The sequence below is a fragment of the Pseudomonas sp. TSRC2-2 genome, assembly GCF_049897785.1.
Classification (GTDB): domain Bacteria; phylum Pseudomonadota; class Gammaproteobacteria; order Pseudomonadales; family Pseudomonadaceae; genus Aquipseudomonas.
Genome location: NZ_JAFCWZ010000018.1, coordinates 1 through 23,898 on the forward strand (window position 1 = coordinate 1; position 23,898 = coordinate 23,898).

Annotated in this window: 30 protein-coding genes and 1 pseudogene; 2 read left to right on the top strand and 29 right to left on the bottom strand. The window is 58.8% G+C overall.

The window, feature by feature from the left end; genetic code table 11:
- The 4 genes and pseudogenes from ACP7D9_RS28200 to gpJ form a co-directional block, all read right to left on the bottom strand.
- Positions 1-665, bottom strand: a pseudogene (locus tag ACP7D9_RS28200) (hypothetical protein); the annotation flags it as partial.
- 54 nt (positions 666-719) lie between these two features.
- Entirely contained in the window at positions 720-1,445 is a 726-nt protein-coding gene (locus tag ACP7D9_RS28205) for a hypothetical protein (RefSeq protein ID WP_426160263.1), read from the bottom strand.
- A gap of 8 nt (positions 1,446-1,453) precedes the next feature.
- On the bottom strand, positions 1,454-1,750 hold the full coding sequence (locus ACP7D9_RS28210; RefSeq protein WP_426160264.1) for a hypothetical protein: 297 nt from the start codon (positions 1,748-1,750) through the stop codon (positions 1,454-1,456).
- On the bottom strand, positions 1,750-5,415 hold the full coding sequence (gene gpJ / locus ACP7D9_RS28215; RefSeq protein WP_426160265.1) for a TipJ family phage tail tip protein: 3,666 nt from the start codon (positions 5,413-5,415) through the stop codon (positions 1,750-1,752). Before gpJ ends, ACP7D9_RS28210 begins: the two co-directional genes overlap by 1 nt.
- A gap of 135 nt (positions 5,416-5,550) precedes the next feature.
- Between gpJ and ACP7D9_RS28220 the strand changes: the two genes are divergently transcribed.
- Positions 5,551-5,958, top strand: a complete 408-nt coding sequence (locus ACP7D9_RS28220; protein WP_426160266.1) for a hypothetical protein — start codon at positions 5,551-5,553, stop codon at positions 5,956-5,958.
- 22 nt (positions 5,959-5,980) lie between these two features.
- Here ACP7D9_RS28220 and ACP7D9_RS28225 read toward each other — a convergent pair whose 3' ends face one another.
- The 22 genes from ACP7D9_RS28225 to ACP7D9_RS28330 all read right to left on the bottom strand — a co-directional run bounded on the left by ACP7D9_RS28225 (position 5,981) and on the right by ACP7D9_RS28330 (position 22,184).
- Positions 5,981-6,565 (bottom strand): tail assembly protein, encoded by a 585-nt coding sequence (locus ACP7D9_RS28225; RefSeq protein ID WP_258708651.1) that lies wholly within the window; start codon positions 6,563-6,565, stop codon positions 5,981-5,983.
- A complete protein-coding gene (locus ACP7D9_RS28230; RefSeq protein ID WP_426160267.1) occupies positions 6,562-7,344 on the bottom strand; it encodes a C40 family peptidase in 783 nt (260 codons plus the stop codon). Before ACP7D9_RS28230 ends, ACP7D9_RS28225 begins: the two co-directional genes overlap by 4 nt.
- A 3-nt stretch (positions 7,345-7,347) precedes the next feature.
- Positions 7,348-8,049, bottom strand: a complete 702-nt coding sequence (locus ACP7D9_RS28235) for a phage minor tail protein L (RefSeq protein ID WP_426160268.1) — start codon at positions 8,047-8,049, stop codon at positions 7,348-7,350.
- A 53-nt stretch (positions 8,050-8,102) separates the two neighbouring features.
- A complete protein-coding gene (locus ACP7D9_RS28240) occupies positions 8,103-8,447 on the bottom strand; it encodes a phage tail protein (RefSeq protein ID WP_426160269.1) in 345 nt (114 codons plus the stop codon).
- On the bottom strand, positions 8,447-11,845 hold the full coding sequence (locus ACP7D9_RS28245; protein ID WP_426160270.1) for a tape measure protein: 3,399 nt from the start codon (positions 11,843-11,845) through the stop codon (positions 8,447-8,449). Before ACP7D9_RS28245 ends, ACP7D9_RS28240 begins: the two co-directional genes overlap by 1 nt.
- A 53-nt stretch (positions 11,846-11,898) precedes the next feature.
- Positions 11,899-12,732: a hypothetical protein gene (locus ACP7D9_RS28250; RefSeq protein ID WP_426160271.1), complete on the bottom strand. Its 834-nt coding sequence runs from the start codon at positions 12,730-12,732 to the stop codon at positions 11,899-11,901.
- 66 nt (positions 12,733-12,798) lie between these two features.
- Entirely contained in the window at positions 12,799-12,954 is a 156-nt protein-coding gene (locus tag ACP7D9_RS28255) for a hypothetical protein (RefSeq protein WP_426160272.1), read from the bottom strand.
- A 92-nt stretch (positions 12,955-13,046) separates the two neighbouring features.
- Entirely contained in the window at positions 13,047-13,376 is a 330-nt protein-coding gene (locus ACP7D9_RS28260; RefSeq protein ID WP_426160273.1) for a hypothetical protein, read from the bottom strand.
- A 39-nt stretch (positions 13,377-13,415) separates the two neighbouring features.
- Entirely contained in the window at positions 13,416-13,916 is a 501-nt protein-coding gene (locus tag ACP7D9_RS28265; RefSeq protein ID WP_258450320.1) for a phage tail protein, read from the bottom strand.
- Between the two features lie 54 nt (positions 13,917-13,970).
- Positions 13,971-14,357: a DUF3168 domain-containing protein gene (locus ACP7D9_RS28270; RefSeq protein WP_252885332.1), complete on the bottom strand. Its 387-nt coding sequence runs from the start codon at positions 14,355-14,357 to the stop codon at positions 13,971-13,973.
- Positions 14,350-14,928 (bottom strand): HK97-gp10 family putative phage morphogenesis protein, encoded by a 579-nt coding sequence (locus ACP7D9_RS28275; protein ID WP_426160274.1) that lies wholly within the window; start codon positions 14,926-14,928, stop codon positions 14,350-14,352. Before ACP7D9_RS28275 ends, ACP7D9_RS28270 begins: the two co-directional genes overlap by 8 nt.
- 3 nt (positions 14,929-14,931) lie before the next feature.
- Positions 14,932-15,099: a hypothetical protein gene (locus ACP7D9_RS28280; RefSeq protein ID WP_426160275.1), complete on the bottom strand. Its 168-nt coding sequence runs from the start codon at positions 15,097-15,099 to the stop codon at positions 14,932-14,934.
- Between the two features lie 10 nt (positions 15,100-15,109).
- The gene (locus ACP7D9_RS28285; RefSeq protein WP_076565740.1) at positions 15,110-15,442 is read right to left on the bottom strand and encodes a head-tail adaptor protein; all 333 of its coding nucleotides are present in this window, start codon (positions 15,440-15,442) and stop codon (positions 15,110-15,112) included.
- Positions 15,442-15,741: a head-tail connector protein gene (locus ACP7D9_RS28290; protein WP_426160276.1), complete on the bottom strand. Its 300-nt coding sequence runs from the start codon at positions 15,739-15,741 to the stop codon at positions 15,442-15,444. The genes ACP7D9_RS28285 and ACP7D9_RS28290 overlap by 1 nt, the downstream gene beginning before the upstream one ends.
- Positions 15,742-15,930, bottom strand: coding sequence for a hypothetical protein (locus tag ACP7D9_RS28295; protein ID WP_353188540.1), 189 nt, complete (start codon positions 15,928-15,930; stop codon positions 15,742-15,744).
- A 37-nt stretch (positions 15,931-15,967) separates the two neighbouring features.
- The gene (locus ACP7D9_RS28300) at positions 15,968-17,131 is read right to left on the bottom strand and encodes a phage major capsid protein (protein ID WP_426160277.1); all 1,164 of its coding nucleotides are present in this window, start codon (positions 17,129-17,131) and stop codon (positions 15,968-15,970) included.
- A 3-nt stretch (positions 17,132-17,134) separates the two neighbouring features.
- On the bottom strand, positions 17,135-17,797 hold the full coding sequence (locus ACP7D9_RS28305) for an HK97 family phage prohead protease (protein ID WP_252885325.1): 663 nt from the start codon (positions 17,795-17,797) through the stop codon (positions 17,135-17,137).
- 18 nt (positions 17,798-17,815) lie between these two features.
- Entirely contained in the window at positions 17,816-19,087 is a 1,272-nt protein-coding gene (locus ACP7D9_RS28310; RefSeq protein ID WP_426160278.1) for a phage portal protein, read from the bottom strand.
- On the bottom strand, positions 19,087-20,874 hold the full coding sequence (locus tag ACP7D9_RS28315; RefSeq protein ID WP_426160279.1) for a terminase large subunit: 1,788 nt from the start codon (positions 20,872-20,874) through the stop codon (positions 19,087-19,089). The genes ACP7D9_RS28310 and ACP7D9_RS28315 overlap by 1 nt, the downstream gene beginning before the upstream one ends.
- A complete protein-coding gene (locus ACP7D9_RS28320) occupies positions 20,828-21,286 on the bottom strand; it encodes a phage terminase small subunit P27 family (RefSeq protein WP_076565723.1) in 459 nt (152 codons plus the stop codon). The genes ACP7D9_RS28315 and ACP7D9_RS28320 overlap by 47 nt, the downstream gene beginning before the upstream one ends.
- A 141-nt stretch (positions 21,287-21,427) precedes the next feature.
- A complete protein-coding gene (locus ACP7D9_RS28325) occupies positions 21,428-21,748 on the bottom strand; it encodes an HNH endonuclease (RefSeq protein ID WP_353188535.1) in 321 nt (106 codons plus the stop codon).
- Between the two features lie 259 nt (positions 21,749-22,007).
- Positions 22,008-22,184, bottom strand: a complete 177-nt coding sequence (locus ACP7D9_RS28330) for a hypothetical protein (RefSeq protein ID WP_426160280.1) — start codon at positions 22,182-22,184, stop codon at positions 22,008-22,010.
- 70 nt (positions 22,185-22,254) lie between these two features.
- Between ACP7D9_RS28330 and ACP7D9_RS28335 the strand changes: the two genes are divergently transcribed.
- The gene (locus ACP7D9_RS28335) at positions 22,255-22,440 is read left to right on the top strand and encodes a hypothetical protein (protein ID WP_426160281.1); all 186 of its coding nucleotides are present in this window, start codon (positions 22,255-22,257) and stop codon (positions 22,438-22,440) included.
- A 51-nt stretch (positions 22,441-22,491) separates the two neighbouring features.
- On the opposite strand, the gene ACP7D9_RS28340 is transcribed toward ACP7D9_RS28335, so the two are convergent.
- The 3 genes from ACP7D9_RS28340 to ACP7D9_RS28350 all read right to left on the bottom strand — a co-directional run bounded on the left by ACP7D9_RS28340 (position 22,492) and on the right by ACP7D9_RS28350 (position 23,800).
- Positions 22,492-22,830: a hypothetical protein gene (locus ACP7D9_RS28340; protein ID WP_076565716.1), complete on the bottom strand. Its 339-nt coding sequence runs from the start codon at positions 22,828-22,830 to the stop codon at positions 22,492-22,494.
- On the bottom strand, positions 22,830-23,201 hold the full coding sequence (locus ACP7D9_RS28345; protein ID WP_426160282.1) for a chemotaxis protein: 372 nt from the start codon (positions 23,199-23,201) through the stop codon (positions 22,830-22,832). The genes ACP7D9_RS28340 and ACP7D9_RS28345 overlap by 1 nt, the downstream gene beginning before the upstream one ends.
- 95 nt (positions 23,202-23,296) lie before the next feature.
- The gene (locus ACP7D9_RS28350; RefSeq protein WP_426160283.1) at positions 23,297-23,800 is read right to left on the bottom strand and encodes a hypothetical protein; all 504 of its coding nucleotides are present in this window, start codon (positions 23,798-23,800) and stop codon (positions 23,297-23,299) included.
- Positions 23,801-23,898: the final 98 nt, after the last annotated feature.

Here is a 23,898-nt window from a genome sequence, read left to right on the forward strand (position 1 = left end):
GACGCAAACTTCACCCATGATCCGGCGCTGCTCGAGCCGGATTCAAAAATTGCACCAGTAGGAACGCCGGCGTTTTGTGAGACCGTGCCAAGCACTGCCGCTACAGCAGCAGTTCCCAGCCCGAGCCCGGTGCGAGCGTCAGGAGCATTCTTACCGCCGGTTCCGCCTTGGGCCACAGAAAGCGCTGTGGTCAGAGCCGACAGGGAATTGATGTCGCTGTTGGCGCCCGATTTCGCAGCGCCTAATGTTTGCCTAGCGGCACCATCATCAGCATCATTGAGTAATCCCTGCATGAATATCGACAGGTCTGTAATGCCTGTGCCGCCTTTTTGCGCGGGCAGGACGTCATAGTTGCCAGTGGTTCCGAGCGCGGAAAGAGTCGCGCCCCATTGCCGATTGATTTCGCTGAACGCGTCAGCGAGCGCCTTCGGATACCCTTGAACGGGCATGATCGCGTATGCCGCACCACTTGCTGTTGGCCCTTTATAAGCCGGGATGATGGAGATGACAGTGGCGCTGGCGACGTTGCCAATCTCATAGTTCGCACCGTCCGGGCCGACGAATGCGTCACCATTTTTTGCATTAGCAGCAAAATCTGCATTCGTGCCGACAACGGTCGTTGATCCGTTGGTGACGGCAACAGTCCCACCTCTAAGCCAAGGCATGGAAGTATCCTAATTCTGGTCAATAAAAAACCCGCACTGGGCGGGCCTGGGTTCTCATAGCGGACGCATGGGTCGTGCTGCAAAAGTGGTTCTGCCGTTTTTGGCAGTGCCTCCCTCAGAACTGACCATCGCCCCGACGTAGCCGTTGAGTGTTGTGCGGATGCCGGCATGGAAGCCGCAAGGTGTCTCAAGCGTCGAGTTGCCGTTGTAGATTTTCCCACCAAGCAACGTGGAGGCGAGGAAATAGTCCTCGTACAACCCCGTCCATGGCATCTGGCACCCACTCCAATAAACCCCGGATACCTCGCCCCCGCGATTGTCCAGCGACCATCCCTCGTTGATAGGGAAGCCGGTCATCACCAGAAGATTGTCCGCGCCGACAAAAATCTGCTCATTGGCAGCATTGCGTAAACGCAGATCGTATTCATTGGGTGGTGACGTAGACCGAAACGTAGCGACCAGCCAACGCCCACTGCAGTCGGTACTGTTGAAGGGCGCCATCAGGTGCAATTTGAAGTAGAACCCGGTCCAGTTGCCCGGGCCGCCGGTCTGCATCAGCGTGTGATACATGCCGTGGTTGTTCGGATTCAAGAACACGTGTGGCGCTTCGGCAGTTGTTATTGGTGCTGGGTAAGTGATCACCGCCGTGGTGATCGTGGTCGATGACGTGGGGGTTTTCCCTATGGCGTAGCTGCCAGATGCCGCCACGTTCAAGACTTTGTTGTCACTGTCGATCTGGAAGAAATTCTGGCCGTTACGCGACCTGAATCCATAGTCCATGCCGCCTCCTATTGGAAAGTAAGAATAAACACGTTGAGCACCAGACCCGGACCCCGCCGAACTCTGAGCTGCCCTGCCGACCAGAAAACAGCGGGCAAAGCGAGGTTTTCATTTGTGTGGCTGGCGAGGGTCACGCATACAAACGACTGCGCGGTGATCTCAGGCATGCTGATGAAGCTGGTGAAGTCGCTGGTGATGGGCGGCACGGTGACTTGCCTGGTCACAATCGACCGGACTGTCATCGTTGATGACTCAAGCGTCACCCGACCCATCGCGTCTTTCGTTCTCGCACCGTAGTAGTCCATTACGTCATCTTCCCGAGCGCTGCGCGCTCGATGTAGTTCAAGTCGTAGACGTAGATGCCGTTATTGTTCAGCAACGTATAACCGGTGCTGGACTGGCCACGAAGCGTGAACGTACCCGCCGGTATATTGATCTCCAGCAGCGGCAACCCTTGCGAGTTGAGAGCCGCCGATCGCAGGGTCATGCCCAGGACCAGCTCCTTGATAAAGGCTTGGCTGATGATTGCGGTGTTCATGAACACCTGGCCACCCTGCACAACAAATGGCGCAATCATTTGGCCGCTCACCTCATCGAGGATCGCGAACCGTTGGGCGAACGCAAGGATCTGCGACTCTTGCTGTTCACCTTCCACGCCGATGGCGAGACCGGCCATTACCGTCCTGTTCCCAACAGTGGTGGATGTTTTGATGGTCGTCAGCGCAGACACTTTGCCGTTCAAGCCGGAAACAGCGGTGCTCGCGGTTTCGGCTTTTGCAGTGGCATTGTTGGCAGTGGCCGAGATCGTCTCGATGCGCTGCGCAGTCGCTTCCTTGTCCGTTGCAACCGCAGACTCAAGCGTTGAGAGATTGGCGGCATTCTTCCCCACCGCAGCATCGAGGGACGTAAAGCGCGTCGCTGACGCAAGCTTCTCCTCCGCTATCACCTTCTCACTCGTCACGATGCTGGCCGTGTTCTGATACGCCTTGAGCGCCTCGCTCATTGCGCCGGTGCCGTCATCCTCTCGCCACGCCGCTTGCAGGGCCTGCATCGTTGACGCCTGCGCGGTGACCTTGCCGTCGATGGTTTCGATTTTGGTCGAATGCTGCTGGATCTGCAGCGCCATCGCGTTGGTGGTCTCGGCAATCGTCCCCATGTCGTACCAGAACTCGGCATTCGGAGGAACAGTGCCGACCGGCACGGCCTTCATCGCCGAGAACAATCGTCCGTCAAGCCGGACCACCTCGCCTTTGCTGTAAGGCCTGGTCGGGTCATAAGCCATGGCGTCGGTGATTTCGCTGATCAGGTCCTGCAGTTCCTGCTTGGCCTGCTCAAGCCTCTCATTCACCGAGCCTTCACCGTTACCAGAAATCTTCCCGATCTCCTCAAGCAGCTTTTGGCCGAGCGCCGACTCCTGGATCTTGCCAAGGAAGTACTGCTCGTATTCGGCCTGGTCGATGCTTACCTGCCCGTTGACACCGTTTACCGCGGGGAACCATGGGCCGACATTTCCAGTTCGATCGACAAGCCGAGCCCAGAAAAACAGGCTGGTACCGGGGACGACGTTCTGCATTTCGTGGTTTGCCTGTGGGTAGGCAAAGTCTGCCAACTTCACAGCAGCGGCGAGGTCGTTGGTCTTGCTGTTCCAGATCTCGGTGCGCTGAGTATCTTCCGCACCAGGTGGAAACCCCCACTCAAGGCCAATGCCGTAGACCTTGCTGACGGTACGTAGGAACGACACTGCCGGCGGCAAACCGGTTTTGCCCAGCAGGTCCGTCAGCACCGAGTTGGTCGGCACCGATGAGACATTCATGGCGCTGACCGCGCGCACACGCGCCAGGTACTGACCCGAATAGATCCCGCGAACGTCGACCATCAGCTCACCGGTGCGCGGAACCTTGATCCACTCCCGCGCCCCCCAACGCCATTCGACGTCGTAACCGACCGCACCAGGAGCAGCGTCCCAGGCGATCGCCATACTGGTCACGGCAATGCCTTGCTCGACCACAACGTTCTGACTGATCAACACCCGGGCTGGTGCGGCCTGAGTGCCGATAGGAATCCCGGTGATTGGCCGAGTATCAACCACGGCGCCGAAGTCGATCGCGTCAAACTTGCTGGGTTCGTGCTGAATCATTTCCAGCTGGAACTGGTGCCATTCCGGGCGCGTCACGTTGCGCACATAAAACTGCATCAGCTTTAGGTCGTCGTAGTCGAGCGCCCACCCGCATTCAGCTTCTGGCGCTTCGCTGTAATCCGCCATGACAGTGATCGCCCGGCCGACAGCAGACCGGACTACACGGGCTTCCGACTTGCCACTCGGCAGGTTTACGAGGAGTCGAGCGCCTGCTGGAACCGGAGTGTCCCGGTCAAGCGTAATGACCCGGCCAGCGACCGCCGAGATACGCCCGCCATTCGCACGCCCGGCCAACGACGGATCGGCTATCGCGATAACTTGACCTGGCTTGGGAATTTGCCCATCCAACCCCACGCGCATGGTGGCGCCTCGTGTTTGCAACTGCTCGGTCAACAGCGCCCACTGGCCGGCGCGCTGAGCCTGTCCAAGCGATGTGCAGCCAATGGCATCTACTGAAAGCTCGCGCACCATGCCTAGCTCGGTCATGGCCTCGTCATCAAATACCGGCTCCTTGTCGGTCTCAAAACCTTGATCCGGATTGTCCCAGGAGACCATGGCCAGCGTATGCCGATCCCGCGCGCGAGTGCCCTCGTATTTGATTTCGCCGTTGTTCAGGATCTGGGCGGGACTGTAGGTGTACACCGGATCACCAGGCATATCAGCATTGACGACGATCTGGCTACCATCCCAATAGGCCATGCCGTGAAAGATCGAGGCCAGATCCTGCAGCACGGCGTAGGCCTCGGCTTGCTTCTGGAAATACAAGTTGCAGGTGAACCGCGGAACCTGACCGCCCTCGCCATCCGGCACCATCTGGTCGCAGTACTGGGCAATTCGGTACAACGACCATCGATCAACCATTGTTGCGTCGATGCGCTCGCCAAGCCCGTAATACGGATGCAGCACCAGGTCGTAAAAGATCCACGCCGGGTTGTTGGTGTAAGCCTCCTTGAAGGTGCCGTCCCAAACACCGTTGCTGGTGCCGGGGCCGCCAGTCGAATACGTACGGGTGTCGGCGTTGTAGTTGGCCGGCACACGAATAATGCGACCACGCATCAGGGCGGCGACCTTGGCGATATCGCCGCCGAATTGCTGGGCGTCATACTCGAGGCAACCCACGGCGGTCAGCGGGTATTCCTGATCGCTGTCGACAACCTCGGCAATAGCCTCGACCAGCATCCCGTCTTGCACCAGCGAGCTGTTCGCCTCTGACGTCAGGCGCCGCGCGCGGATCGTCCAGCGACTTCCGGCAGGCAAGTCGATCCGATGCGATCGCTCGTACTTGGTGACGTTTTTGCGATCAACGAACGAACTCAGGACCTGCAAATATGGGCCGCTGTCAGTCGAGACCTCAACGACATATTCGATCCGAACGCCGTTGATGTTGCCGCTAGCGTCCTGGCTCTGCAGTTGTGGCCAGCCGAAGCGAATCCGCACCGCATCAATCTGCGAATTGGTGATGCTGTGCAGCCAGGGGCTGGTGCTGCGCAACTCCTGGTTGACCTGAATTTCGTTGCTGGCTTCCGAGATGCCATCCAGCCGTGGCTGGTTCAATTCACCGGAGCGGAACTGCCATTTCACACCGGGGTAGTTGAGCGTGCCGTCTTCGGCCTGCATCGGAGTGCCATCGAGCTTGATTGAGCGCAGCCCGTTCACCGGCCCAACAATTGGCCCCCAGCTCCAGAGATAGACGATTCGCGCGGTAGCAATCGACGGCACGCTATTGGTGGCGATGCTCGGCTGCTTCTGCTTGGCCTGCCCGCCCTTGCTGCCAGCGACAGCGCGGCGCTTTCTCGGTGCTGCGCGCGAAGCCTTCTTTGCTGCTGCGCTCATGCGCCCTCCTGAATGCAAAAACCCGCCGAGGCGGGTTGGGGAAATAGCAATTTAGATTGGTAAAAATCGGTGCAGGACTGTGAACATTTCCGTCAGCTTGCTATAAGCATCGGCCTTAATACAGGGAGTTCAATCATGACTGTTTTTACATTATTTCCAACGAATGCTAATGGGGAACCGCTTGAGGATGCGCCGAATGGAGTCTGGTACGTACTGGAAGGGGACTACGTTCATTTCAAATGCACTGACCCAAAACAAGCATTAGCGATACTCGAATATATAAAAAACACAACAATTCCCGCAAAAAATCGATGCACCAAGCTGGCACATGAATTTTATGAGCTGGGAGGAGCCAGAGCCGAAGCCACGTCTCTATTTGCAAAGATGACTCTGCGCAGCATGAAATGGTTAAAGTCTGAAACACTCAGAACCCCCCTTCCAGATCGAGCCCAGCAAACTCCAGAAAAACAGCAAAAAGCGAGTTCTAATGGCTCGCGAAAAAACAATCCGACCTCGCCCGACAGCAGCAAAAACAAGATCTAATGTCAGGCATCCACGATGCGAGTTAAATGTTGTCTTGGGTGTAGATGCCACCGGACTCGATAGCCCCGCCTATCTCTCGCTCGCCATAGAGCAGCGGATAGGGGTTGCCTTGAGCGATGGTGGTCACCGCGCCGCCGAAGCCGTAGCTGGGGTTGTTGCCGTCTTCGTTGCGGTCGCTGGTGTTCGCCTTGGTAGTGGGTGAAAGCATCTGTACCACACCACCCAGCCCGACAGCCGCGCCGGTGGCCAGCAACCCCATGCCCAGCGCCGAGGTGGTACCGCCGGTGAACAAGCCCGCCACGATCAGCGCCACGCCCAGCAGCGTTTGAAACATGCCCGCCTGCTTGCTGCCCTGAATGATCGGCATGATGCGGATAGCGCCGGCGCTGGGGTCTTTCATGGCCAGTTCTTCCGGGGCGATATTGCGTTCGTCGACGAACACAGCGAAGACCAAGCCCCGCTCTTCTGCGGTGCGCATGAACTGCTCGAAGCCCGGCTTCAGGTTGCACAGCGCGCTCGTGGCATCCAGCACGCCATTGACATCAAGGACGTACTCGCGCCCAAAACGCTTACCCAGCACTCCGCCGAGTTTGATGGTGCGCTTCATGGTCGGTAATCCTTGTGCCGGAGAATCAGCTTTACCCGGTTGGCCATCGACCAGCCGTAAATCTCACGGCTGGCAAGTCGCCCAGGCATATGGTGGTAAATGAACGGCCCAGCACCACCGAGAGTGGCAGCGGGTTCGCTCACCAGCGCGGGTTCGTCGCCCAGATAGATCACTGCGTGGTTGGGGTGGAAGCAGTTACGGCCCGGCGTTGGGATCTGCAACACCAGCATGTCGCCGCGCCGCGCCGCGCTCACCTGGTAAAAGCCGCTGGCTTTGAAGTTGTCTTCATAAAGGCTCGGCCCGGTTTCGTCTTCCCACCACAAATCCTGTCGCTCGAAGTTAGGCAATTGCAGCCCAGCCTCGCGTGCGTACCAGTCGCGGCACGCCGCCCAGCAATCGAGCAGGCCGTGGGAGAAGTCGCGGCCCAGCAGCGGCGCCTGAAAGCCAGAAGGCTTGAACCATTCGAACTCACCGCCGGGCCAACCGACGATGCCCCAAGGCAGTTCGTGCAACTCACAACTGACCCGATCGGCCATGCTCGGCGCGGGTGCTTTGTCGGGATGGCTGTGAATGATCGCCAGCACTTCGCCGCGATCCTCTGCGGCAGCCTGATCTCGCTCACAGATTTGGAAGTTTTCGCGATCTGTCTTTGCCCGGTTGGCGCACGGCACGTACTCGCGGCCGGTGGCGGTGCTGATCAGAAGACCACAGGCTTCAGCCGGGTACGACTGTTCCGCGTGGGCGCGAATCGCGTCCTGCAGCTGTCTGTTAATGCGCATGGGTTACCTCGAACTGGTGATCAGGCTCGCGCCCATTGAGCCGCCAAATCGGCGAGTGTTGCCGCGCAGCTTGCAGCTGCTCCACCAGCCGCCACAGCGATCCAACGCTGGGTTGTCGGTGGGTTCGTTCTTCTTGGTGAACATCGCGCCGCCCATGTAGGCGCAGGCCTCGCCCCGGTATCCACCGCGACACGCCCAGCGGCAGAGCTTGGTGATTTGCTGGGATGGCAGTTGCTGCCCTTCCATGTCCGTGGGGCTGGACAACGAAAACACCACCGCAGCTCGGGTTTCTTCGGTCTTCTGCTCGATGTACCAGAGGTTGACCTTGCTCTGATCACTGGCGTCCGGATTACCTTCTGGAAAATTTGCCGCATCGAGGAAATGCCGGAACGTTTCGATGACCCGAACCTTGGCGCCAGCAAGATCACGGAACTGCAAGCACAGCGCCGTGATGGCTCCAGGTACGCCGTCCAGCTCGTTGACTACCTGCAGCGTTGGGGAGGCTGGTCGGCCATCACCGCGAATGTCGAACCCCTTCGCGGTGATCTGGATCGGGGAGTAAACCTGCCCTTGCCAAATGATCTCGCCCTCTTGGGCGTGGCCATGGAAGCGCCAGATATTTGCACCCAGGCGCGTGGCATCCAGCTCGAACAGTCGGATCTGATTACCCGGCTCGAGTTTCTGAATATCGGTGTTGTAATTCATAGGACTCCAGAAACAACAAACCCCGCACGTGCGGGGTCAGTCATTGCTTTCAATCAGGGGGTGTAAACCTGCTTGAACGCGAAGGTGAGAGTGAAGAGGCCAGGGCCAGCAGCGCGTGGCTTGTATCCGTTGCACCGGTACCGACCACGGACGCCACCTGGCGGCGTCCAGAGGAACGACTTGTAGCCTTCATGCCGATCGAGGAACGCCCAGATCAACGGCAGCTCCTCCCCCTGTTCCATGGAGCCGGTGTGGGTGAGATTCCAGGCCTGGCTTTTCGTGTTGATGCCGATGCCGCCGGCCTGCACGTAACCGTCGCCAAACTCGTTTTCCCAAGTCCGCTGGGAGACGTCGCCATCGGCGCCCACCTCGACATCGTAGATAAATTCCTCGGCCATCAGCCTCGCCTCCAGAGTCGCCCGCCTTGGCGCATCTCCCGATCAAGAAACTGTCCCATCCGAGCTTCAAGCGCCGCGCCAATCGAATCGCCCTGCGCCTGTGCTTCCTGATTGCTCATGCCTGGCTGAGCCTGAACGGTCACTGGCGCGTTGAAAATGATGGGCGCCGGCACCGACGCGGGCGAACCACTACCCGCGCTCGAACCGGATTGCCCGACCAAAGCAGCTTTCCCGTTGCTCAGCGCTTCAAGCGTCCCTACGCCAATACGTGCCGTCGCGTCGGCATTGAACACGTATTCGCCGCGGTGAACCGGGCCGGCGATCTCGTCTCGCCGACCGTCGCCGGTGTAGCCGCCCTCCATGAAGCCAGCGCCAGCCATGGCGGTCATGCCAACGGCGGACGCCAGCGGGCCAGTTACGCTCAGGGCTGTCGCCATCGCCGCCGGCGCAGCTGCCGGGCCGATGATCGGGATTGCGGCTGTCGCGGCGTAAGCATTCAGACCTGCCTGCAACGACATGGCCGCAGCGTTCGCGCCGAGCGTGCCTGCGGCACTGGCCTGCGTGGTTTTACCGACCAGCATTTGCACGCCCTGATAGATCAACCACTGAGCCGCCATGTCACCCAGCGCCTTCAGCATCGACTTCGCAAAGTTGCCAACCATATCCCCCAGCGCATCGCCGGCGTCTTCAGCGCCGCTCGCCACGTCAGAGAAGAAGGTGCCCAGTTCACTGGTCCCGGTGCTCAGCGCGGTAGAGGTCACATCGGCAGCGATCTGCGAGTAGTCCCTGGCGGCGTCCGCGTAGTTCGCCCAGGCCTCGTTGACGCCATTCATCCAGTTCGCTTGCTGCTCATCGGTGGACGCGTAGAAGGCTTCCTGAGCAAGCAGCCGTTTGTTCAGCTCATCCTGCAGAACCTGCGTTTGCTTGGCATACAGATCCGGCGCAAGCTGCCCGGTGTTGCGTTGCTCGTTCAGCGCAGCCACGTCGGCGGCGTACTTCTGACGCATGGCCAGGTCTGCGCGCATCCGATCGCGCGCCTTTTCGCCCATACCAACGCCGGCCAGTTCCTGGTCGAAACCGTCCTTGGTCGTTTGGGTGGTCAGCGCCTGAGCGTTCTTGAACGCCGTCAGCTTCAGGTCGTCTTCGTTGGCCTTCTTTAGCTTGTTCAGCGCGTCGAGCTCGGCGGCCATTCCCATCAGCCGCTTCTTTTGCGCTTCGCTGAGCTTGCCCAGCTTTCCTTCCTGGAGTTCGAACGAAAGCTTTTGAACCTCGGTGGCGTCCTTCTGCTTGTCACCGGTGGTGTTGATCAACTCGATCTGGCGCTTGTAGCCTTCCTCGGCGGACTCGAACGATTTGAGCTGTTGCTTGGCGGCAGAGGCACCCTCGGTAGTGTTCTTCCGTGCGGCTTTAGCGGCCGCATCATCAGATGCTTTCTGGGCGTCCTTCGCCGCTGCCGCTGAGCGGATGGCAACGACCATTTCTTTTGTGAGCAGACTGTTCTCGGCGATATACCGATTTGCCGCTTCCAAGCTGGTCTTGTCCTGAGCCGATGCAAGTTGCTTAAGCAACTGGTCCAGATACTTTTGCCCGGCTTCGTTTGCGCCAGCCCGGGCCGCAGCATTTTCACGCTCCGCCCGGGTATTGGCGTCCGTCTCGCCGGTGAGCTGCGCAATTACCTCACTCAGGCGCTGAACTGTCTTCGCCTTTTCCGTTGCCGCGCCGCCGCTATCTGTCAGGGCGTCGGCCATCTCAGCAGTAATGCCAGGAATCACGCGCAACTGATCCGCGACAGCCTTCCAGTCAACAATCTGGCCTGCCGCCTGGTCAGCTGAAGCCTTCTTGATTATCTCCATGGCCGACTGAAACTCAGCCGGCAAAGGCGCGATGCCAGCCATGAAGCCGGACGCGCCAGCAAGACCTGCGTTTGTCAGATTGCTCTGAAACTCAAATGCGATCGAACCAGACGCGTCGGCCAGTTCCTTCTTGGCATCCTCTAACTCAGACTTCAGCCCTCGAAGGGCGGTCGATTGTGAGGCACGGTCCAGCTCGTTGAATTTCTCTATGAGCTTGTCAATCGGGCTAGATAGATCTCCGAGCTTCTTTTCGAGAAAGCTGGTGTTGTCGCGCAACGTGAGAAACGCGGCGGCAGCGCCAATCGCCAGTGATGCAATACCGAGGGGGCCGCCGAGGACACCCATAATTACACCCGTGGTACGGCTCAAGCCCGCTTGCGCGGCCGCGACAGCGGATGTAGCGCGAGCTTCAACCAATCGCGCTTCCGCGAGCTGTATCGACATTTGCGTTTGCACTGCCGTGCCGCGCGCAGCAACTGCCTCTTTCTGAGCCAAAAATACGGATGTCTGTGCTTTTTGTTGCTCGGCCTGCGCAGCTAGTAACACGGCTGCGGCTTGGGCTTTTCTCGCAGCTGCGTCTTTGAAAGCGGAGTAAACAGCAACGGCTGCAGAATCTGCAGCACTCACCCCGTAGCGAGTGAGGGCCGCAATCGCCGAGATGATAGCGACGTCTGCGAGCGTTTCGAAGTTGTCACCGAGCGCGCTTATCCCGCTGGCGAGAGTTCCGGCAAAATCAGTCGTTTCATTCAGGCGGCCGATGTAAACGGCGAAAGCGTTTGAAAGATTTTGCACAGCATCGCGAACCGCCACGCTCATGCTGTCGGCCAGAATTCCGTTTGCCACGGAAGATTTTTGCAATCCCTCGGTCAGGATATCGAGACTCAACTTACCCTGCGCGCCGAGACTGCGGATTTCTTCTGCTGTCTTTCCGGTGGACTTGGCAATGGTATCAACCACGCTCGGCATGGCCGCAAGAATTGCCTGCCAGCCATCGGCTTCAACTTTGCCCGTCTGAAGTGCCTTGGAATACGCATCGATTGCAGAGCTGGCTTTGTCTGCCGTGGCGGAGTTGGTCACCAGCAAGAAGCTGAAACTGTCCATCACATCCAGAGCCTGGCTGGTGTTCTTCCCCATCGAGCGCAGGCTGTCAGAGGTTCGGATGTACAGCTCCTGGGCTTCAGCAAGGGGGCGATACGTACGCTTCGCCGTCTCCAAAAGCCGGCCTTGCACTAGGTCGTATTCGCTAACGCTCGAAGTAGCCATTCCGATGCGATCGGACATCTGACCGTAGGAGTCAGCAGCCTCGATTATCTTACCGATGGATGCTGCTCCAATGGCGCCAGCAAGCGCGCTCTTGATCAGCCCAGCAGCATCTTGGGCGCGGTCGCCAGCACGATCGAAAGCCCCGTCGATGCGGCCCAGACTTTTGTCGATCTTGCCCGAAGCCTGAGCAACGCTGGAGTCTGCGCGCGCCATTTCCTGACGCAGCTGGGCTGTAGTCGCCTCGATGCGGACGAGCATCCCGTGTACGTCGCTATCGGCCATGCTTTTCTCCAAGCATAAAAAAACCCACCGAAGTGGGCTTAGAAAAGTGTTGTTTAAATCACCTCAATACCCAACTTAGCCTCGTCGCTATAAACTCGGCCAGTTTTGATATTCACAACTTTCACCCAATACACTTTCGCAGAAAAGAAATAGTTATTTATCACAGACTCAAACGGATTCGATATTTTTGGCTGCTGATAATTTTTTGTGACCTGCAAATAATTTGGTGTTGCTTTGACTGTAAACACTATACGGATGTTTTCGCGTTCGGACTCCACCTCCGCACCGGTAATATTAAGCCTTGATCTAACGTGGAAAAACAGCGTATTTAGCGGAGGCTTTGGTACTGGACTAAAAACAAGATAGTACCTGTTAATCGTCCTTTTCGTTATAAGTGCCGATGCACCGTAAGAATTTTGCCCCGAATACTGACTTTCATTGTAAATATCCTCACCCGCAATGAAGGCTGGGTAGACAGTTTTTAAAGCTGTCACTGCATCGAGGTTGCTTTTAAAACCGAAGGCCTGAGCATTGTGCATCGAGGCGTCTAAAGTGAATTCACCAGAAGCCGCATTGAACTTTATCTGAGCAGGTGACACCTTCGAAGCTATTGAGAAGTCGCCAAGTTTAGACATCCGCCCATAGAACGCTGAGTCTGTTTCGTATTCTCCCCTTGCGCCGCCCAGTTTTTCCACTTCGCGCAAAAGCTCTTCACCAGAACTGAAGAGTCGTGCCTTCACCTCTTTACCTGCTGGATCAAGATTTAAACTAACTTCCTGTGATCCAACTTTCCCAGAAGAGGACGGCACACGTTGAGTTTGACTCGACTGCGGGACAGAACATCCGGCAATCAGCGCGAAGACAGCGATATAAAGACAGCCACGCATAAACGATACTCCCTGTAGAAAAGGGGAATTTATCATTACTGAATGCTCGGGTGCAGACTTTGAACATTATCTATCCTGCCGCCCCGTCAGAGCCTGTCGCAACTTCGCCGCAACGGTAGATGGCTTTGGCTTCTCCTTCTTCCCGCCAGGCTTGCCGCCGAAGGGGTTGGTCATTTGCGTCCATTCGAGCTTGGCGTCCATTGCCAGGAACAGCTCCGGCATGGGCGTGCGCCACGCCAGATCCGGCGACCAGCCGAGCCAGCCAGTGGCTACTGCATACAGCCGGTCGACGTAGCTGCCATCCTCGACAGCACTTACGCCGCCGCCGGCTTCGTCTTTCCCGGAGCGGTACCGCGCGGGTTGTACAGCGCCACCAGGTAAGCGTTGAGCTGCACAGATACTTCCAGAACGCCAGCCTGCCAGACCTGTTCGGCGACAGCCTCTGCGACCTTGCCCTTCAAGCCAGCGCCGCCGGCGATGATCACCGCGCAGCCGTCGACACTCAGTGCGTTGATTGCCTGGGACGCGCCGCGCAGGCCGCCGAAGTGCGCCTCGATCGCGCGAACGGCCTCAAGCGTGGGTTTCAGTGTGTAGGTCTCACCATCCAGCTCGACTTCAACGGTGCCGTAGAGGGTTTTGCTCATGCGTCAGATCCTTGGGAAGCGGGGCCGAAGCCCCTCAGATTACGGCGCAACGGCGGCCGGGAGGATTTCGAGAATGTCGGAGTTGATGCCGATCGTGACATTTCGGCGAACCACGTTGTCAGCGGCGCCAGCGGCGACAGTGTTGTTCATGACCTTGCCACGCATGTAGAACGTGGTCGGCAGCACTGCTGGCGTTGCGTCCGGGTCGCCGTCGTTCAGGGTGATCTTGATGTTGTAATCGCCCTTGCTGCGGTCCTTGTGCGCGACCTTCAGCGCAGCCTGGCCGGCGTCGCCATTGTCGAGGCCTACGGTCAGCGTCATGTCGCCGGCGTCCGCGGTGCCCTTGTACTTGCGCACCCGGCCGTCGCGCAGCGAGGTGAAGGTCACCGAGCTGAAGGTGTCGCCGAACTCACCGAGGTCTTCGATCTCGCCCACTTCGACATAGGTGTCAGCTTTGTAATCCGTTTCGGTCGTAGCGCCGGACTTGGTGCCCAGCGAGAATCGGCAGCCGGCGGCTGTGTTGAGGTTGTCATCGGCCATGGGTAATCCTCCAAAGGCACATTGGATAAAGCCGCGGTGCGGCCGGTGTTGGGTTTAATGGGTGGTGATGACGCGGACCGTGATCGATCCCTGGTACGTAACGCCGTCGGCGTCACGCTGCGCATCTGCTTGCTCAACCCTGACCGATACTGCCCGGCCAACAGCCAGAGGCAGGCGGCGCTCGTCCAGTGCTGAAACGACCTCGCCGATGATCCGCTTTACCTCGGCCTGGCCATGAGCGTCTGACCAGACCGAAAGGTAGATCAGTCTTTGCTCGCGCTTTCGGCCGGCAATCGGAGAAGTGTTGGTCGAGATCTCGCGGTCGATCGAGACATACGGCATATCAGTGTCCATCGGCGCACCGTCGTAGACCGGGCATGAAACCTCAGCTTCGAGCCTGGCAAACACCGCTTCCTGCAGAGCAACAGACGGATCACTCATTGCCCGCTCCCATGCTGGCTTTGCGCAGCGTCCTGGATACCGCGGCACGGATGTTGGCCAGCACGAATTCGCGGTTCACGTCCTTGGCGGGTCGCAACCATGGGTGTGCCGGCCGGGCTGGAATGTCCGGATACTTGCCGTAGAAAGTGGAGCCGTCGGACTTGTTCTTCGTGTCGCGCGCGCGCAATGCGTTGCGTCGACCGGACAGCTTGGACTTGTCGCGGTTGTTGGTGTGCTCACCGCCCACGGAATTACTGTCTGCTCGACGGTATAGCGTGCCGCTGTACCCCTTCGTCCCGTACTCCAAGAAGCGGAGGTAGAAAAAGCGCTGGGTGTCACGCTTGCCCCGGATGCCGATCTCGGCGTTCAGTCCGCTCTTGGAGACGAACACCCTCAACGCAGCGGAAGCGGCGCCGGTGTCCTTCGGGATGAGTTGCCTCATCGTAGCCAGGATCTGGTCGGCACCTTCACGCATCACGCCGACCAGCTCGTTATCCATCGTGGCGTGGATGTTGCGCAAGGTTTTGCGCAACTTGAAATCGCCAGACATGCGCGACCGTCGGGCGGCCATGGGTTACTCCTTGGCCTTGGCCGGTTTATCTGCTGGTGCAGCCTCGGCCGCTGGCTTCACCAGACCGCGCTGAATGAGGTCGGCGCCGAGCTTGGCGTCGACCACGAACTCTTCGCCTTTTTCCCGATCGCCAGTGGCGCCCGACAAGGCGCCCAGTGCAATAACTTTCATAAATTCACCCTTAAGGGTTGGGAACGTTTGAGCAGAGCAGCCGGAGCATGCTGTGCTCGTTGTCGATCAGCGCGGCGCCGATCAGGTAGGTGGTGGTGATTCCTTTCGCCGTGTGCACGATGCGATTTCCTGCGACGGCATCGGCCCTTGGCCGGACGCGGATCTCGGCGGTGACCACAGCCTTCAGCTGCTCGGCCACCGGCGCAATTCGCCCGGTCGGGATGGTTATCTCAGCCCACAGTTTTCCAACTTCAGTCCAGACGACTTTGAAGCCGCCGGAACCGTTCGGGGTGCGCACCTCTTTATGGATGGCGCACCGGTGACGCATCGGGCCTGCTCTCATCAGAAACGCTTCCTTGGCCAGAGAAGTCGGTCAACGGCCAGCGGAACAGCCGATGAGATAGTGCCGATCACCACGGCCTCGCGGTTGGCGTACCAGTGCCCAACGAGCAGCAGTACCGCCTGCTCGACGTCCGGGGTGAGAGCCATTTGCTCAGGCCCGGTCGGCACCGATTCGACGAGCTCGCGATCGCAGTGCATGGCCACGTGCGCCTTTGCGGCCTCGAGGTAACCGGTGATGATCGAATCTTCGTCGTCGCCGTCCACTCGCAGGTGGAGCTTCACGCGTGCCAGATCGATCATTTAGGTTGCCTTCGCTTTCTTGACCGAGGTCGGCTTCTCTTTTGGAGCGCCGCCGGCTTCGACTTCCTCGGCCAAATCCATACTGATCAAAGCCTCGGCGATGTCATCCGTTACCGGGCGCTCCTCGAATTGATCGAAGTGGCCGGCGTGATAGTGCGAGAACTGACGCAGAGCGCGAATCGTCTTCATGCTGTGATCGGGGCAGTTACCTGCCCCCCTCCCGTGGTTATGCTGCAGGGGTGAAAGTGCCTTTGATGATCGCGGTCGGACGATAGTGGGTCACCGCCAAACGCTCTTCGCACAGGATGGTCAGCATGTTCTTCACGAAGTTGTCGCGATCCTGGTTGCTGATCTCGATAGTCGCGTCCATGCGGTCCCAGATTTGCGATGCCAGGTCGAAGCCGCCGACGGTGAATGTGCCTTGTGCCTGAGCCTTGGTTGCCACCACCGGCAGCCCCCACATGACCTTGGCCGCGAAGGCCGCTGGACCACCGAAGACGTAGCGACCGTCGGCGTCTTTCAACAGCGCGATCGCGTGCCAATCACGCGGGTTCAAAATCAGGCCGGACGCTTCGAACTCGGACTCGCTGGTTTGGAAGATAGCGTGGGCGATCTGGTCTGCGCGGGTGTCACCGGCGGCATTGAGCGCAACGTCGTAGGCGCTAGCCACCTGGTTCAAACCGATCAGGTTATCGCCGGTACCGTCACCGTTGAGCAGCTGGCCTTCTTCGACCAGGTCCAGGCCGAACAGCAAGCGGCCGTTCACGTAGGACTCCAGCATCGGCGCATCGTCCATGATCTGGCGCGAGGCCTGAATCCAGTGGGCGATGGTTTTGACGTTGGCCGTTTCCTTCGTGAAGGTCAGCTGCGATTCCGGCTTGAGCGCGCCTTCAGCCACCGGCGCGGCGCTGTTGGTGAATACGTTCTCGCGCACGTACTCGATGGCATTGGATGTAGTTCGACCCTGCGCCAGCAAGTCACGGATAGTCAGGCGCCGCAGGCCTGGCATCAGGATGCCGGCGTTCTGCTGCGGCTGAACCAGTGCGCCTGCCGAAGCAGCGCCAGCGCCCAGGGCTTTGCTGAAGCTTTTCACGTCAACCTTGCCGGACGTGGAACCGTTCCAGCCTTTTTTGAGGTCTTCGGCGGCACGTTCGGCAAACGACTTTTTGGTTTCCGGGTTGTCGAGGTTGCCGGTAGCGAGCTTCGATTCGAGATCGAACAGACGAGTGCCGGCGGTTTTCAGTTCGTCCTGGACGGTTTGCAAATCGGTCTGCAGCTTTTTGCTGATCTCGCCGGTGCTGCTGATTTCTTTCTTCTGCGCATCGAACAGTTCGGTCATGTTCTTCTGCGCGTCTTCGATCGCCTTTTGGATTTGGGCCAATTCGGACATGGTTTATTTTCCTACAGATGGGAAGGACTTGATGCGCTGCAAGAGCGCGGTGATTTCGCCACCTTCGGAATCACTCCGAACTGCGGACTTGAACCGGGCGATGAAGCCCAGGGCTTGCGACTTCGAAAGCCCAGCCGAATCCCTCAGCCAGTGCTCAACGTCGCGAATCGTGGTGATCGATTCCATGCTCTTCATGGACTCGACGGTTGCTTGTTCATTGGCCGGGAAGGTGCAGATGCTGATCTCACGAAGGGCTTGCACATTTTTGAAAGCACGGCCGGTATCGATCATGTCGAAGTCGTCTTTGAGGACGGTGAATCCGACGGACATACCTTCGACTGTCTTGTGCTCCATGGCCGCGCGTAGATCGGTGGACACCGACAGGCCCGGGGTCAACTCGCCGTGCGTCAGCAAGCCTTTGCTGTCCTCTTCGAGCGACAGCCATTTGCCCACCGGCAACTCCCAAGTGCGATGGTTAAAAAACATTCCAACCTGACGGCTTTGGCTCGATAGCGCTTTTTTGAAAGCGCCGGGCAGGATGATGTCGCCGTCGCTGTCGACCACGCCGAAGACGCTCGCGTAGCCCTCGAAAGTCCCCTTTTTTCCGGACGAATCGAACTTGATCTCGACCTGATCAAAGGCCAAGGTCTTTTGAATATTTGACATTGGGTAGCTCCAGAAAAACTAAACCCCGCTAGGTGCGGGGTTCGTTTGGCCAAGTTGGGTAAGCGGCACGTTCTGAGACTGCCGGGTTGCGACATCACCACCAGGCAGTGGTGGCCGGTTATCAATGCGGCGTCCTTCGTTGATCGTTAGAAGCCCCGTGTCCACTTTGGTCTTCATGTAATTCGCCCGCGCAGTCGAGTCACCACTCAACAATCCGTCGCGGTTGTGCTCGGCGTGGATTCGCCCAAGGTCTGCCGGTTTGACAAGCCATCGTAGGATGCACCCCTCCCAGATCTCGAGGTATGCGTCGAGGCTGTACTGGAGGAATCCAAGGTTCTGCTGCTCGATGCCAGAGCCCCAGCTTGTAGACTTTTCAACGTCGCCCACCAGGTGCGGTGGCACGCCGAAGAAACGGGCCAACTCGCTGACCTGGAACTTGCGGGCGGCCATCGTTTCGGCGTCTTGAGGGCTCACGCCGATGGGCTGGGTCGTAAACCCGCCCTCCAAGATCCATAGGCGTTTCTTTACCGGGCCGCCGGCGATCTCCTTGAAGTTGGCCTCCGTCTGGTTGCGCTGCTCAGAGGTGAGCAACTTCCCATCGCCCGTCATGAGCAACTGAGGCGATTTCGCGCCATTGGCGTAGAAGTCGCGCTGCTGATCCTCCATCGCTACAGCGACGCTCGCTGTCTTGGCGGCGAAGGCGATCGGCGAGAGGCCGACCAGACCGTTGAAGCCGAAGCCCTTGAGATGGAATATCTCGGCTTGCTTGAAGTCGGCGTACTCGGTATCCCTTCGATACCGGTAAACGATTCGCTTCCCCTCAAGGCGAACGTCCATGTTCACCGACATCAGAGGCACAAGGCTGATGACATCACCGACGCCGTTGCGCTCGATCAGGGCGTACGCGTTGCCGTAGTAGCAGAGCTGCATGGTCATCGCGACGCGAAAGTCGAAGGCCGTCATGAAATCGTTTGGTCGGTACTTCAACAGTCTGGCCAGCGGTTGGTCCAATCCCACCTTGGTCCGGTCCTCCCCTTTCGTTTCAAACACATCCAATGGCATGCACGCGGTGACGCTGGAGATAAGCCGAACACAGGCGAAGACTGTAGCGATTTGCAGGGAGCGCTCGTCCGTTACGGCCGAGTCGCCGACCTGGCCTGTGGCGGATACTGGCCCCGTTTGCGAACCCTTCTCTGGCGTCGACAAGCGACCGCCGACAAAGAAGCTCGCCAAGCGCGCCCAGAATGGGCTGCGAGTGCGCAGGTCAATGCTGTAGTCGGTATCTGCCATTACATGCTCATCGGTCGATTGAGGAAGTCATCAAGGTTCTGCGTCACGGTTCTTTGCTCTGCTGCGCCCACGGCCATAGCCAAGGCAACTGCGCCGTCGATCCGGCCAGTTCGTTTTCGCTTCGAAAAGCATCTGTTTTCCTGAGCGTCGGCCTCCATTACGGCTGACGCGACGTTCCAGGTCAGGCATGGGTTTTCCAATACCTGAATCTGCCCGGTGAGGATCAGGTCCTCCACCAGGTCAATGGAGTGGGTCATCCAGAGGTTCGACTCGCGCGCCGGCCGGAAACCTTGTCCATGGGGGACCAGGTTCAGCTCAATCCCCTGGGCCTCCAGCTCTATCTCCAGATAGGTCATGTGGTACGGGTCAAAGGCCAGCGCCTTTATGTCGTACTTCGCGGCGAGCTCGCCCAGGCGTTTAGCGACGAAGGCATAGTTGATTGCCTTCCCCGGCGGTGCGTGGATGTGTCCATCCTCAAGCCAGACGTCATACGGGACGCCATCGATCGCGGCGCGGTCGAGCATCGTGTCCTTGGGCGTCCAGAACTCAGCGATTGATTTCCCTTGTTCCGGGAAGTACAGGTTCAGCGCCGTGAGGTCGCGCTTGCCTGAAAGGTCGAGTCCCGCATAGCAGGCTTCGCCGGCCAGCTTCTCGGGGTCAAACTTCGCACAGCAAGACAACCAGGTGTCGATATCAACCCATGGGTTTGCTGCGTCCACCCACTGACAGAAATTCAGGCGGCGGACAGTGCTCGCTTTGGCCGGCATACCCTTCGCATCGGTCACCTGCTCACGCAGATACTTCGGCTGAAATGTGTGGCCCAGCGATGGGTTGGCCTTGCCCCAGCACTTCTCATCCTTGAACGGATCGTCGCCTTTATCCAGCGAACAGATGAAGGCAAAGAAACCGTCGTTGAAGTGCCGGTGCCGCTTGGTCACACCCTTGGCACCAGCCTCGCAGACGTTCACGCCGAGCTGGTGATAGCTGTAGCAAACCGAATTACGGTCGTGCCCGCTGTTGGTGATCATCAAGATCAACGCTTGGCGCCGGCCCTTGGTGCCCGCTCGCATGAACTCGACGGTCTTGTTGTTCTTGTGTTCGTGGACCTCGTCGATCAGAGCGCAATGCGGACGCGGACCAGACTGCCCATCGTCGGAGCTGATCGGGCGAAAGAACGATCCGGTTGCCAAGTAGGCCAAGTTCCAGACCTTCTCATCTCGGCCCGACTTCTTGATTTTCTTCATCAGCGCCGGCGACTGATCGACCATCGCCACCGCATCCCGGAACAGGATCATTGCCTGATCGCGCTTCGTTGCTGCGGCATAGACCTCAGCGCGCGGCTCGTTGTCTGAGGTCAGGCAGTAGAGGCCGATGCCTGCTGCCAGCGGCGACTTGCCAGAGCCTTTTCCCGACTCAATGTACACGGTGCGGAATCGCCGGAAGCCGTCGGGAGCCATCCAGCCAAATATCGAACCGACGATGAACGCCTGCCAAGGCAGCAAAACGAACGGCAAACCTTCGTGCTCGCCGCCGTTGAGCTTCAGCACTGTCTTGAAATACCGGATAGCCCGGTTGGCTTTTTCGAGATCCCAGGTCAGCCCGCGCTTCGGCCCATCTTCAAGGTCTCGTAAGTGGCGACCACAGACGTTTCGAATATCTGGACCGGCCAACACCTTGCCGGCGTAAACCTCCTGAGCCCAAGCCGTTACTGGGTCGACCGCATAGGAAACCTTCTTGACCTCAATTGAAGAACTCGTCTTCCGGGTCTTTGCTTGGAGGTTCGCCAATGGCCTGGACCTTGGATCGGGCGGCGGGTGTCATGCCGAAGTGGGTAAGGTAAGAGAGCAGCCGGCGGTCGGCGTCAGCCGCCATCGCGACGGCCGGGTGCGCTTTTATCAGCCCGGCATCGGTCGAATAGGTATGGCCCTCTTCGGAAATAACTTTGGTCAATCGGCGAACCTCGGCGGCGACTTCGCATAGACGCTCAAGCGTTTGCAGATCGGCTTCAGTGAGCACGCCCATTGACGCGGCGAGCGGGCAGAATATTTTCCACACCGCCTGGCCCTCGGCAGTCATCGAGGCCGGCGCCGACTGATATGATGCGACCGCGAGCTGAGGCTCCCGCTTGTTTTCCCGACTGGCACGCAAAGTGCCGGTGACCTTTTTCTGGGTCGTCGGGGCGGGGGTTCTTCCCTTCAAAAAAAACTCTCCAATTCTGGCTTTTTGCGTAAAGAGGGTCGAGGGCGGTCCTATGTGGGGAAATCCTGAACTTTTCCCCTCCCCCGTGGGGCAGTGACGTGCCGCACATTTCGGGCGCCATAGCCGAGATTCCTTCTCGTCTCATCGCTTCGACCGGTTCCAATGATGGTTAGGGTCGATGGGCAATCCGTTCACGTCACAGCCGACCACAACACCTGACTTCTCTTCTCTCTGCTTGGCGCTGTCGTGGCAGAGCTTGCACAGGCTTTGCAGGTTGGTCCCATCGAAGAACAGCGTGACGTCGCCACGGTGCGGCTTGACGTGGTCGGCGATGATCGCGGCGACAGTCCTTCCCTGCGAAGCACAGCGACGACACAGCGGCTCAGCCTGAAGCTGTGCCCAGCGGAGCCTGTACCACTCTTTGGTCTTGTACAGGTGGTGCCACGGTGAGGTATTAGCCACTACCAGCCTCCTGTCATCTTGGCGCCTACCGCTACACCAATGAAGAACACCAGCACGATCCACAGCGCCCCGGCGCTTGGCATCACCGACGCGTTAGGGTTCCGAAACGGCGGCGGTGAGGGAAGCCCGTGCCATTCACTTGTGAGCGGAGGCATCAGTGATCGTCGGCAGGATTCACACATCAGGCCGCTACCGTAGTACGGCACCGCCTCTGTCTTGATGTGACGACACCCGGCACATTCGAAGGCGTGCCCCATGATCACGGCTCCAGCGAAAGTTTGATCGAGGCAAGGATCACACCGAGAGCTGCTGCTTGTGAGGAGTTGGCTATCTCAATCACCTGAGCTTCGACGCGCGCAACTTCGGCCTGCTCATCGGCCGGCATGTCACTGACCATTCCCTTGATCTGGTAGTACTCGGCGCTGATGCTGCTCATGATTAAAGTCCTGACGAATCGGGTTTCGGGGTATGGTTGGGAGTGACATTCACTTACAAGGAACTCCGCAATGACCGACCGCATCGATGAACAATCGATAGTCCGGGCCGCACGGGAATGGGCAGCCCGATCTAACAAAGACGCTGAAACGGTTGTGGGCGGTGCCCAGGAAGTGATGGCGGTACTGAAAGACAAGCTCACGCCGGTCCAGTATGAGACCGCGCTGATCGACTTGTATCGCCAGTACAACAATTAGTAGTCGAGGTGTCGCGACACGATTTAACGGCTCGCGAAAACGTGTCGCGACCTATGGTGTTTGCCGTTCGACGGCTTCGTTGACCTTCTCTGCTGCCTTGCTGGCGGTGTCAGCCGCTTGCACTGCCGAGTTCGATGCCTCTTGCACCTTCACTGCGGCGTCCTGCGTCTTCTCGGCCAGGCTGTTGAGGCGAACGTCACGCTTGCCCAGTGCGGCGTCGTAGGCGGCGCGCACCTCAGCGAGCTGCTTGGTCTGCTCACTACTGGCTGACCACACGCCGGCCTGGTAACCGAGGATCAGACCGCCGGCGAGCAGCAGCGCGGCGATCACCCAGATCTCTGCCCGACGCCACCAGCGGCGAGCAATGAATTCCATTGCGCATCTGTCCATCAGTTCATGCCTCCCAGCTTCATTCGCAGGCGGGCAATCTCTTCGCTCTGCGTGGTTACCGTGGCGGTGAGCTGGGCGACCTGGCTCGTCAGTGCTTCGATCTTTCCTTCCATACGCCCGACCGAGGCGGCCAGATCGTTGCGCTCTTTCGCGAACTGATCGGCACGGGCTTCCGCTTCCTTCCGGGCGGTTCGCTCTGAGTCGAGGAGTTCGTTCAGGCGGCGGACGGTGCCGATATCGGCGTTGTCCATCGCCCGGTCTGCAGCATCCTTCGAGAGGAACTTGCGCAACCAAAGGAAGGCGCCCAGCAATACGGTTCCGGTACCGCCCAGCCAGGTAGCTGTGCCTGGGCCGAGGTCAGTAGGGTCCATCGTCGCTCCATGAAGATCTGGCCCATTGCACGCCGAACGCAGAGCGACGGGTGTGGAGAGCCGAAAACGAAAGGCCCGTGGTTTCGGGCCGTGAATTAGTGGCTGACTGGGTTCAGCGCTGCCAGAAGCAGAGCTTGTCCCTTGTACAGTTCGACATGCGCCAGGCTGGTCAGCTTGGAATCTGCAAACGAGTGTCGCTTCAGCAAATCTTCCATTTCCTCGAGCGCAGCCTTCAACCCGAGCGCTTTCTTCAGCACCATCTCGTCATGCTCGCCACGCGCTTTCTCGACTGCTGCACAAACCTCCGCGAACGGCAACCCTGCGCCGGCCGGGTGTGCGTTCTCGCAGAGGAAAACGCCGGAGGTGTACGCCGCACCGAAGACGTATCCGTCACGGTGGAAGAACGGGCTCCTGGTACCAAAGCAGATCGAAGAGAAGGTAGCGCGTTGCTCGGTGTTCAGCAGTTGGCCGGTGACGGTGGAAAATTCATACCCGGGCAATTGCGAGAGACGTACGAGGCCTCGTTCGAGCCGATCAAGATTCCCTCCGACCACTGCGTCAACCACAAACTGAACGGCCTGATTCTCTGCTTCGGACATTACCGTGCTCCAGAAATGAAGAAGGCCCGGATATGGCGAGCCTTGGAATGGGTGCGAATGGCGACCCTGTCAGATCGCTGTCGTGGCGTTTCCCTCCA

Excerpts from the sequence above, each read along its gene's own strand:
- ACP7D9_RS28205 (WP_426160263.1), bottom strand. The coding sequence starts at position 1,445 with ATGGACTATGGATTCAGGTCGCGTAACGGCCAGAATTTCTTCCAGATC.
- ACP7D9_RS28210 (WP_426160264.1), bottom strand. The coding sequence starts at position 1,750 with ATGGACTACTACGGTGCGAGAACGAAAGACGCGATGGGTCGGGTGACG.
- gpJ (WP_426160265.1), bottom strand. The coding sequence starts at position 5,415 with ATGAGCGCAGCAGCAAAGAAGGCTTCGCGCGCAGCACCGAGAAAGCGC.
- ACP7D9_RS28220 (WP_426160266.1), top strand. The coding sequence starts at position 5,551 with ATGACTGTTTTTACATTATTTCCAACGAATGCTAATGGGGAACCGCTT.
- ACP7D9_RS28225 (WP_258708651.1), bottom strand. The coding sequence starts at position 6,565 with ATGAAGCGCACCATCAAACTCGGCGGAGTGCTGGGTAAGCGTTTTGGG.
- ACP7D9_RS28230 (WP_426160267.1), bottom strand. The coding sequence starts at position 7,344 with ATGCGCATTAACAGACAGCTGCAGGACGCGATTCGCGCCCACGCGGAA.
- ACP7D9_RS28235 (WP_426160268.1), bottom strand. The coding sequence starts at position 8,049 with ATGAATTACAACACCGATATTCAGAAACTCGAGCCGGGTAATCAGATC.
- ACP7D9_RS28240 (WP_426160269.1), bottom strand. The coding sequence starts at position 8,447 with ATGGCCGAGGAATTTATCTACGATGTCGAGGTGGGCGCCGATGGCGAC.
- ACP7D9_RS28245 (WP_426160270.1), bottom strand. The coding sequence starts at position 11,845 with ATGGCCGATAGCGACGTACACGGGATGCTCGTCCGCATCGAGGCGACT.
- ACP7D9_RS28250 (WP_426160271.1), bottom strand. The coding sequence starts at position 12,732 with ATGCGTGGCTGTCTTTATATCGCTGTCTTCGCGCTGATTGCCGGATGT.
- ACP7D9_RS28255 (WP_426160272.1), bottom strand. The coding sequence starts at position 12,954 with ATGCCGGAGCTGTTCCTGGCAATGGACGCCAAGCTCGAATGGACGCAA.
- ACP7D9_RS28260 (WP_426160273.1), bottom strand. The coding sequence starts at position 13,376 with ATGAGCAAAACCCTCTACGGCACCGTTGAAGTCGAGCTGGATGGTGAG.
- ACP7D9_RS28265 (WP_258450320.1), bottom strand. The coding sequence starts at position 13,916 with ATGGCCGATGACAACCTCAACACAGCCGCCGGCTGCCGATTCTCGCTG.
- ACP7D9_RS28270 (WP_252885332.1), bottom strand. The coding sequence starts at position 14,357 with ATGAGTGATCCGTCTGTTGCTCTGCAGGAAGCGGTGTTTGCCAGGCTC.
- ACP7D9_RS28275 (WP_426160274.1), bottom strand. The coding sequence starts at position 14,928 with ATGGCCGCCCGACGGTCGCGCATGTCTGGCGATTTCAAGTTGCGCAAA.
- ACP7D9_RS28280 (WP_426160275.1), bottom strand. The coding sequence starts at position 15,099 with ATGAAAGTTATTGCACTGGGCGCCTTGTCGGGCGCCACTGGCGATCGG.
- ACP7D9_RS28285 (WP_076565740.1), bottom strand. The coding sequence starts at position 15,442 with ATGAGAGCAGGCCCGATGCGTCACCGGTGCGCCATCCATAAAGAGGTG.
- ACP7D9_RS28290 (WP_426160276.1), bottom strand. The coding sequence starts at position 15,741 with ATGATCGATCTGGCACGCGTGAAGCTCCACCTGCGAGTGGACGGCGAC.
- ACP7D9_RS28295 (WP_353188540.1), bottom strand. The coding sequence starts at position 15,930 with ATGAAGACGATTCGCGCTCTGCGTCAGTTCTCGCACTATCACGCCGGC.
- ACP7D9_RS28300 (WP_426160277.1), bottom strand. The coding sequence starts at position 17,131 with ATGTCCGAATTGGCCCAAATCCAAAAGGCGATCGAAGACGCGCAGAAG.
- ACP7D9_RS28305 (WP_252885325.1), bottom strand. The coding sequence starts at position 17,797 with ATGTCAAATATTCAAAAGACCTTGGCCTTTGATCAGGTCGAGATCAAG.
- ACP7D9_RS28310 (WP_426160278.1), bottom strand. The coding sequence starts at position 19,087 with ATGGCAGATACCGACTACAGCATTGACCTGCGCACTCGCAGCCCATTC.
- ACP7D9_RS28330 (WP_426160280.1), bottom strand. The coding sequence starts at position 22,184 with ATGAGCAGCATCAGCGCCGAGTACTACCAGATCAAGGGAATGGTCAGT.
- ACP7D9_RS28335 (WP_426160281.1), top strand. The coding sequence starts at position 22,255 with ATGACCGACCGCATCGATGAACAATCGATAGTCCGGGCCGCACGGGAA.
- ACP7D9_RS28340 (WP_076565716.1), bottom strand. The coding sequence starts at position 22,830 with ATGGACAGATGCGCAATGGAATTCATTGCTCGCCGCTGGTGGCGTCGG.
- ACP7D9_RS28345 (WP_426160282.1), bottom strand. The coding sequence starts at position 23,201 with ATGGACCCTACTGACCTCGGCCCAGGCACAGCTACCTGGCTGGGCGGT.
- ACP7D9_RS28350 (WP_426160283.1), bottom strand. The coding sequence starts at position 23,800 with ATGTCCGAAGCAGAGAATCAGGCCGTTCAGTTTGTGGTTGACGCAGTG.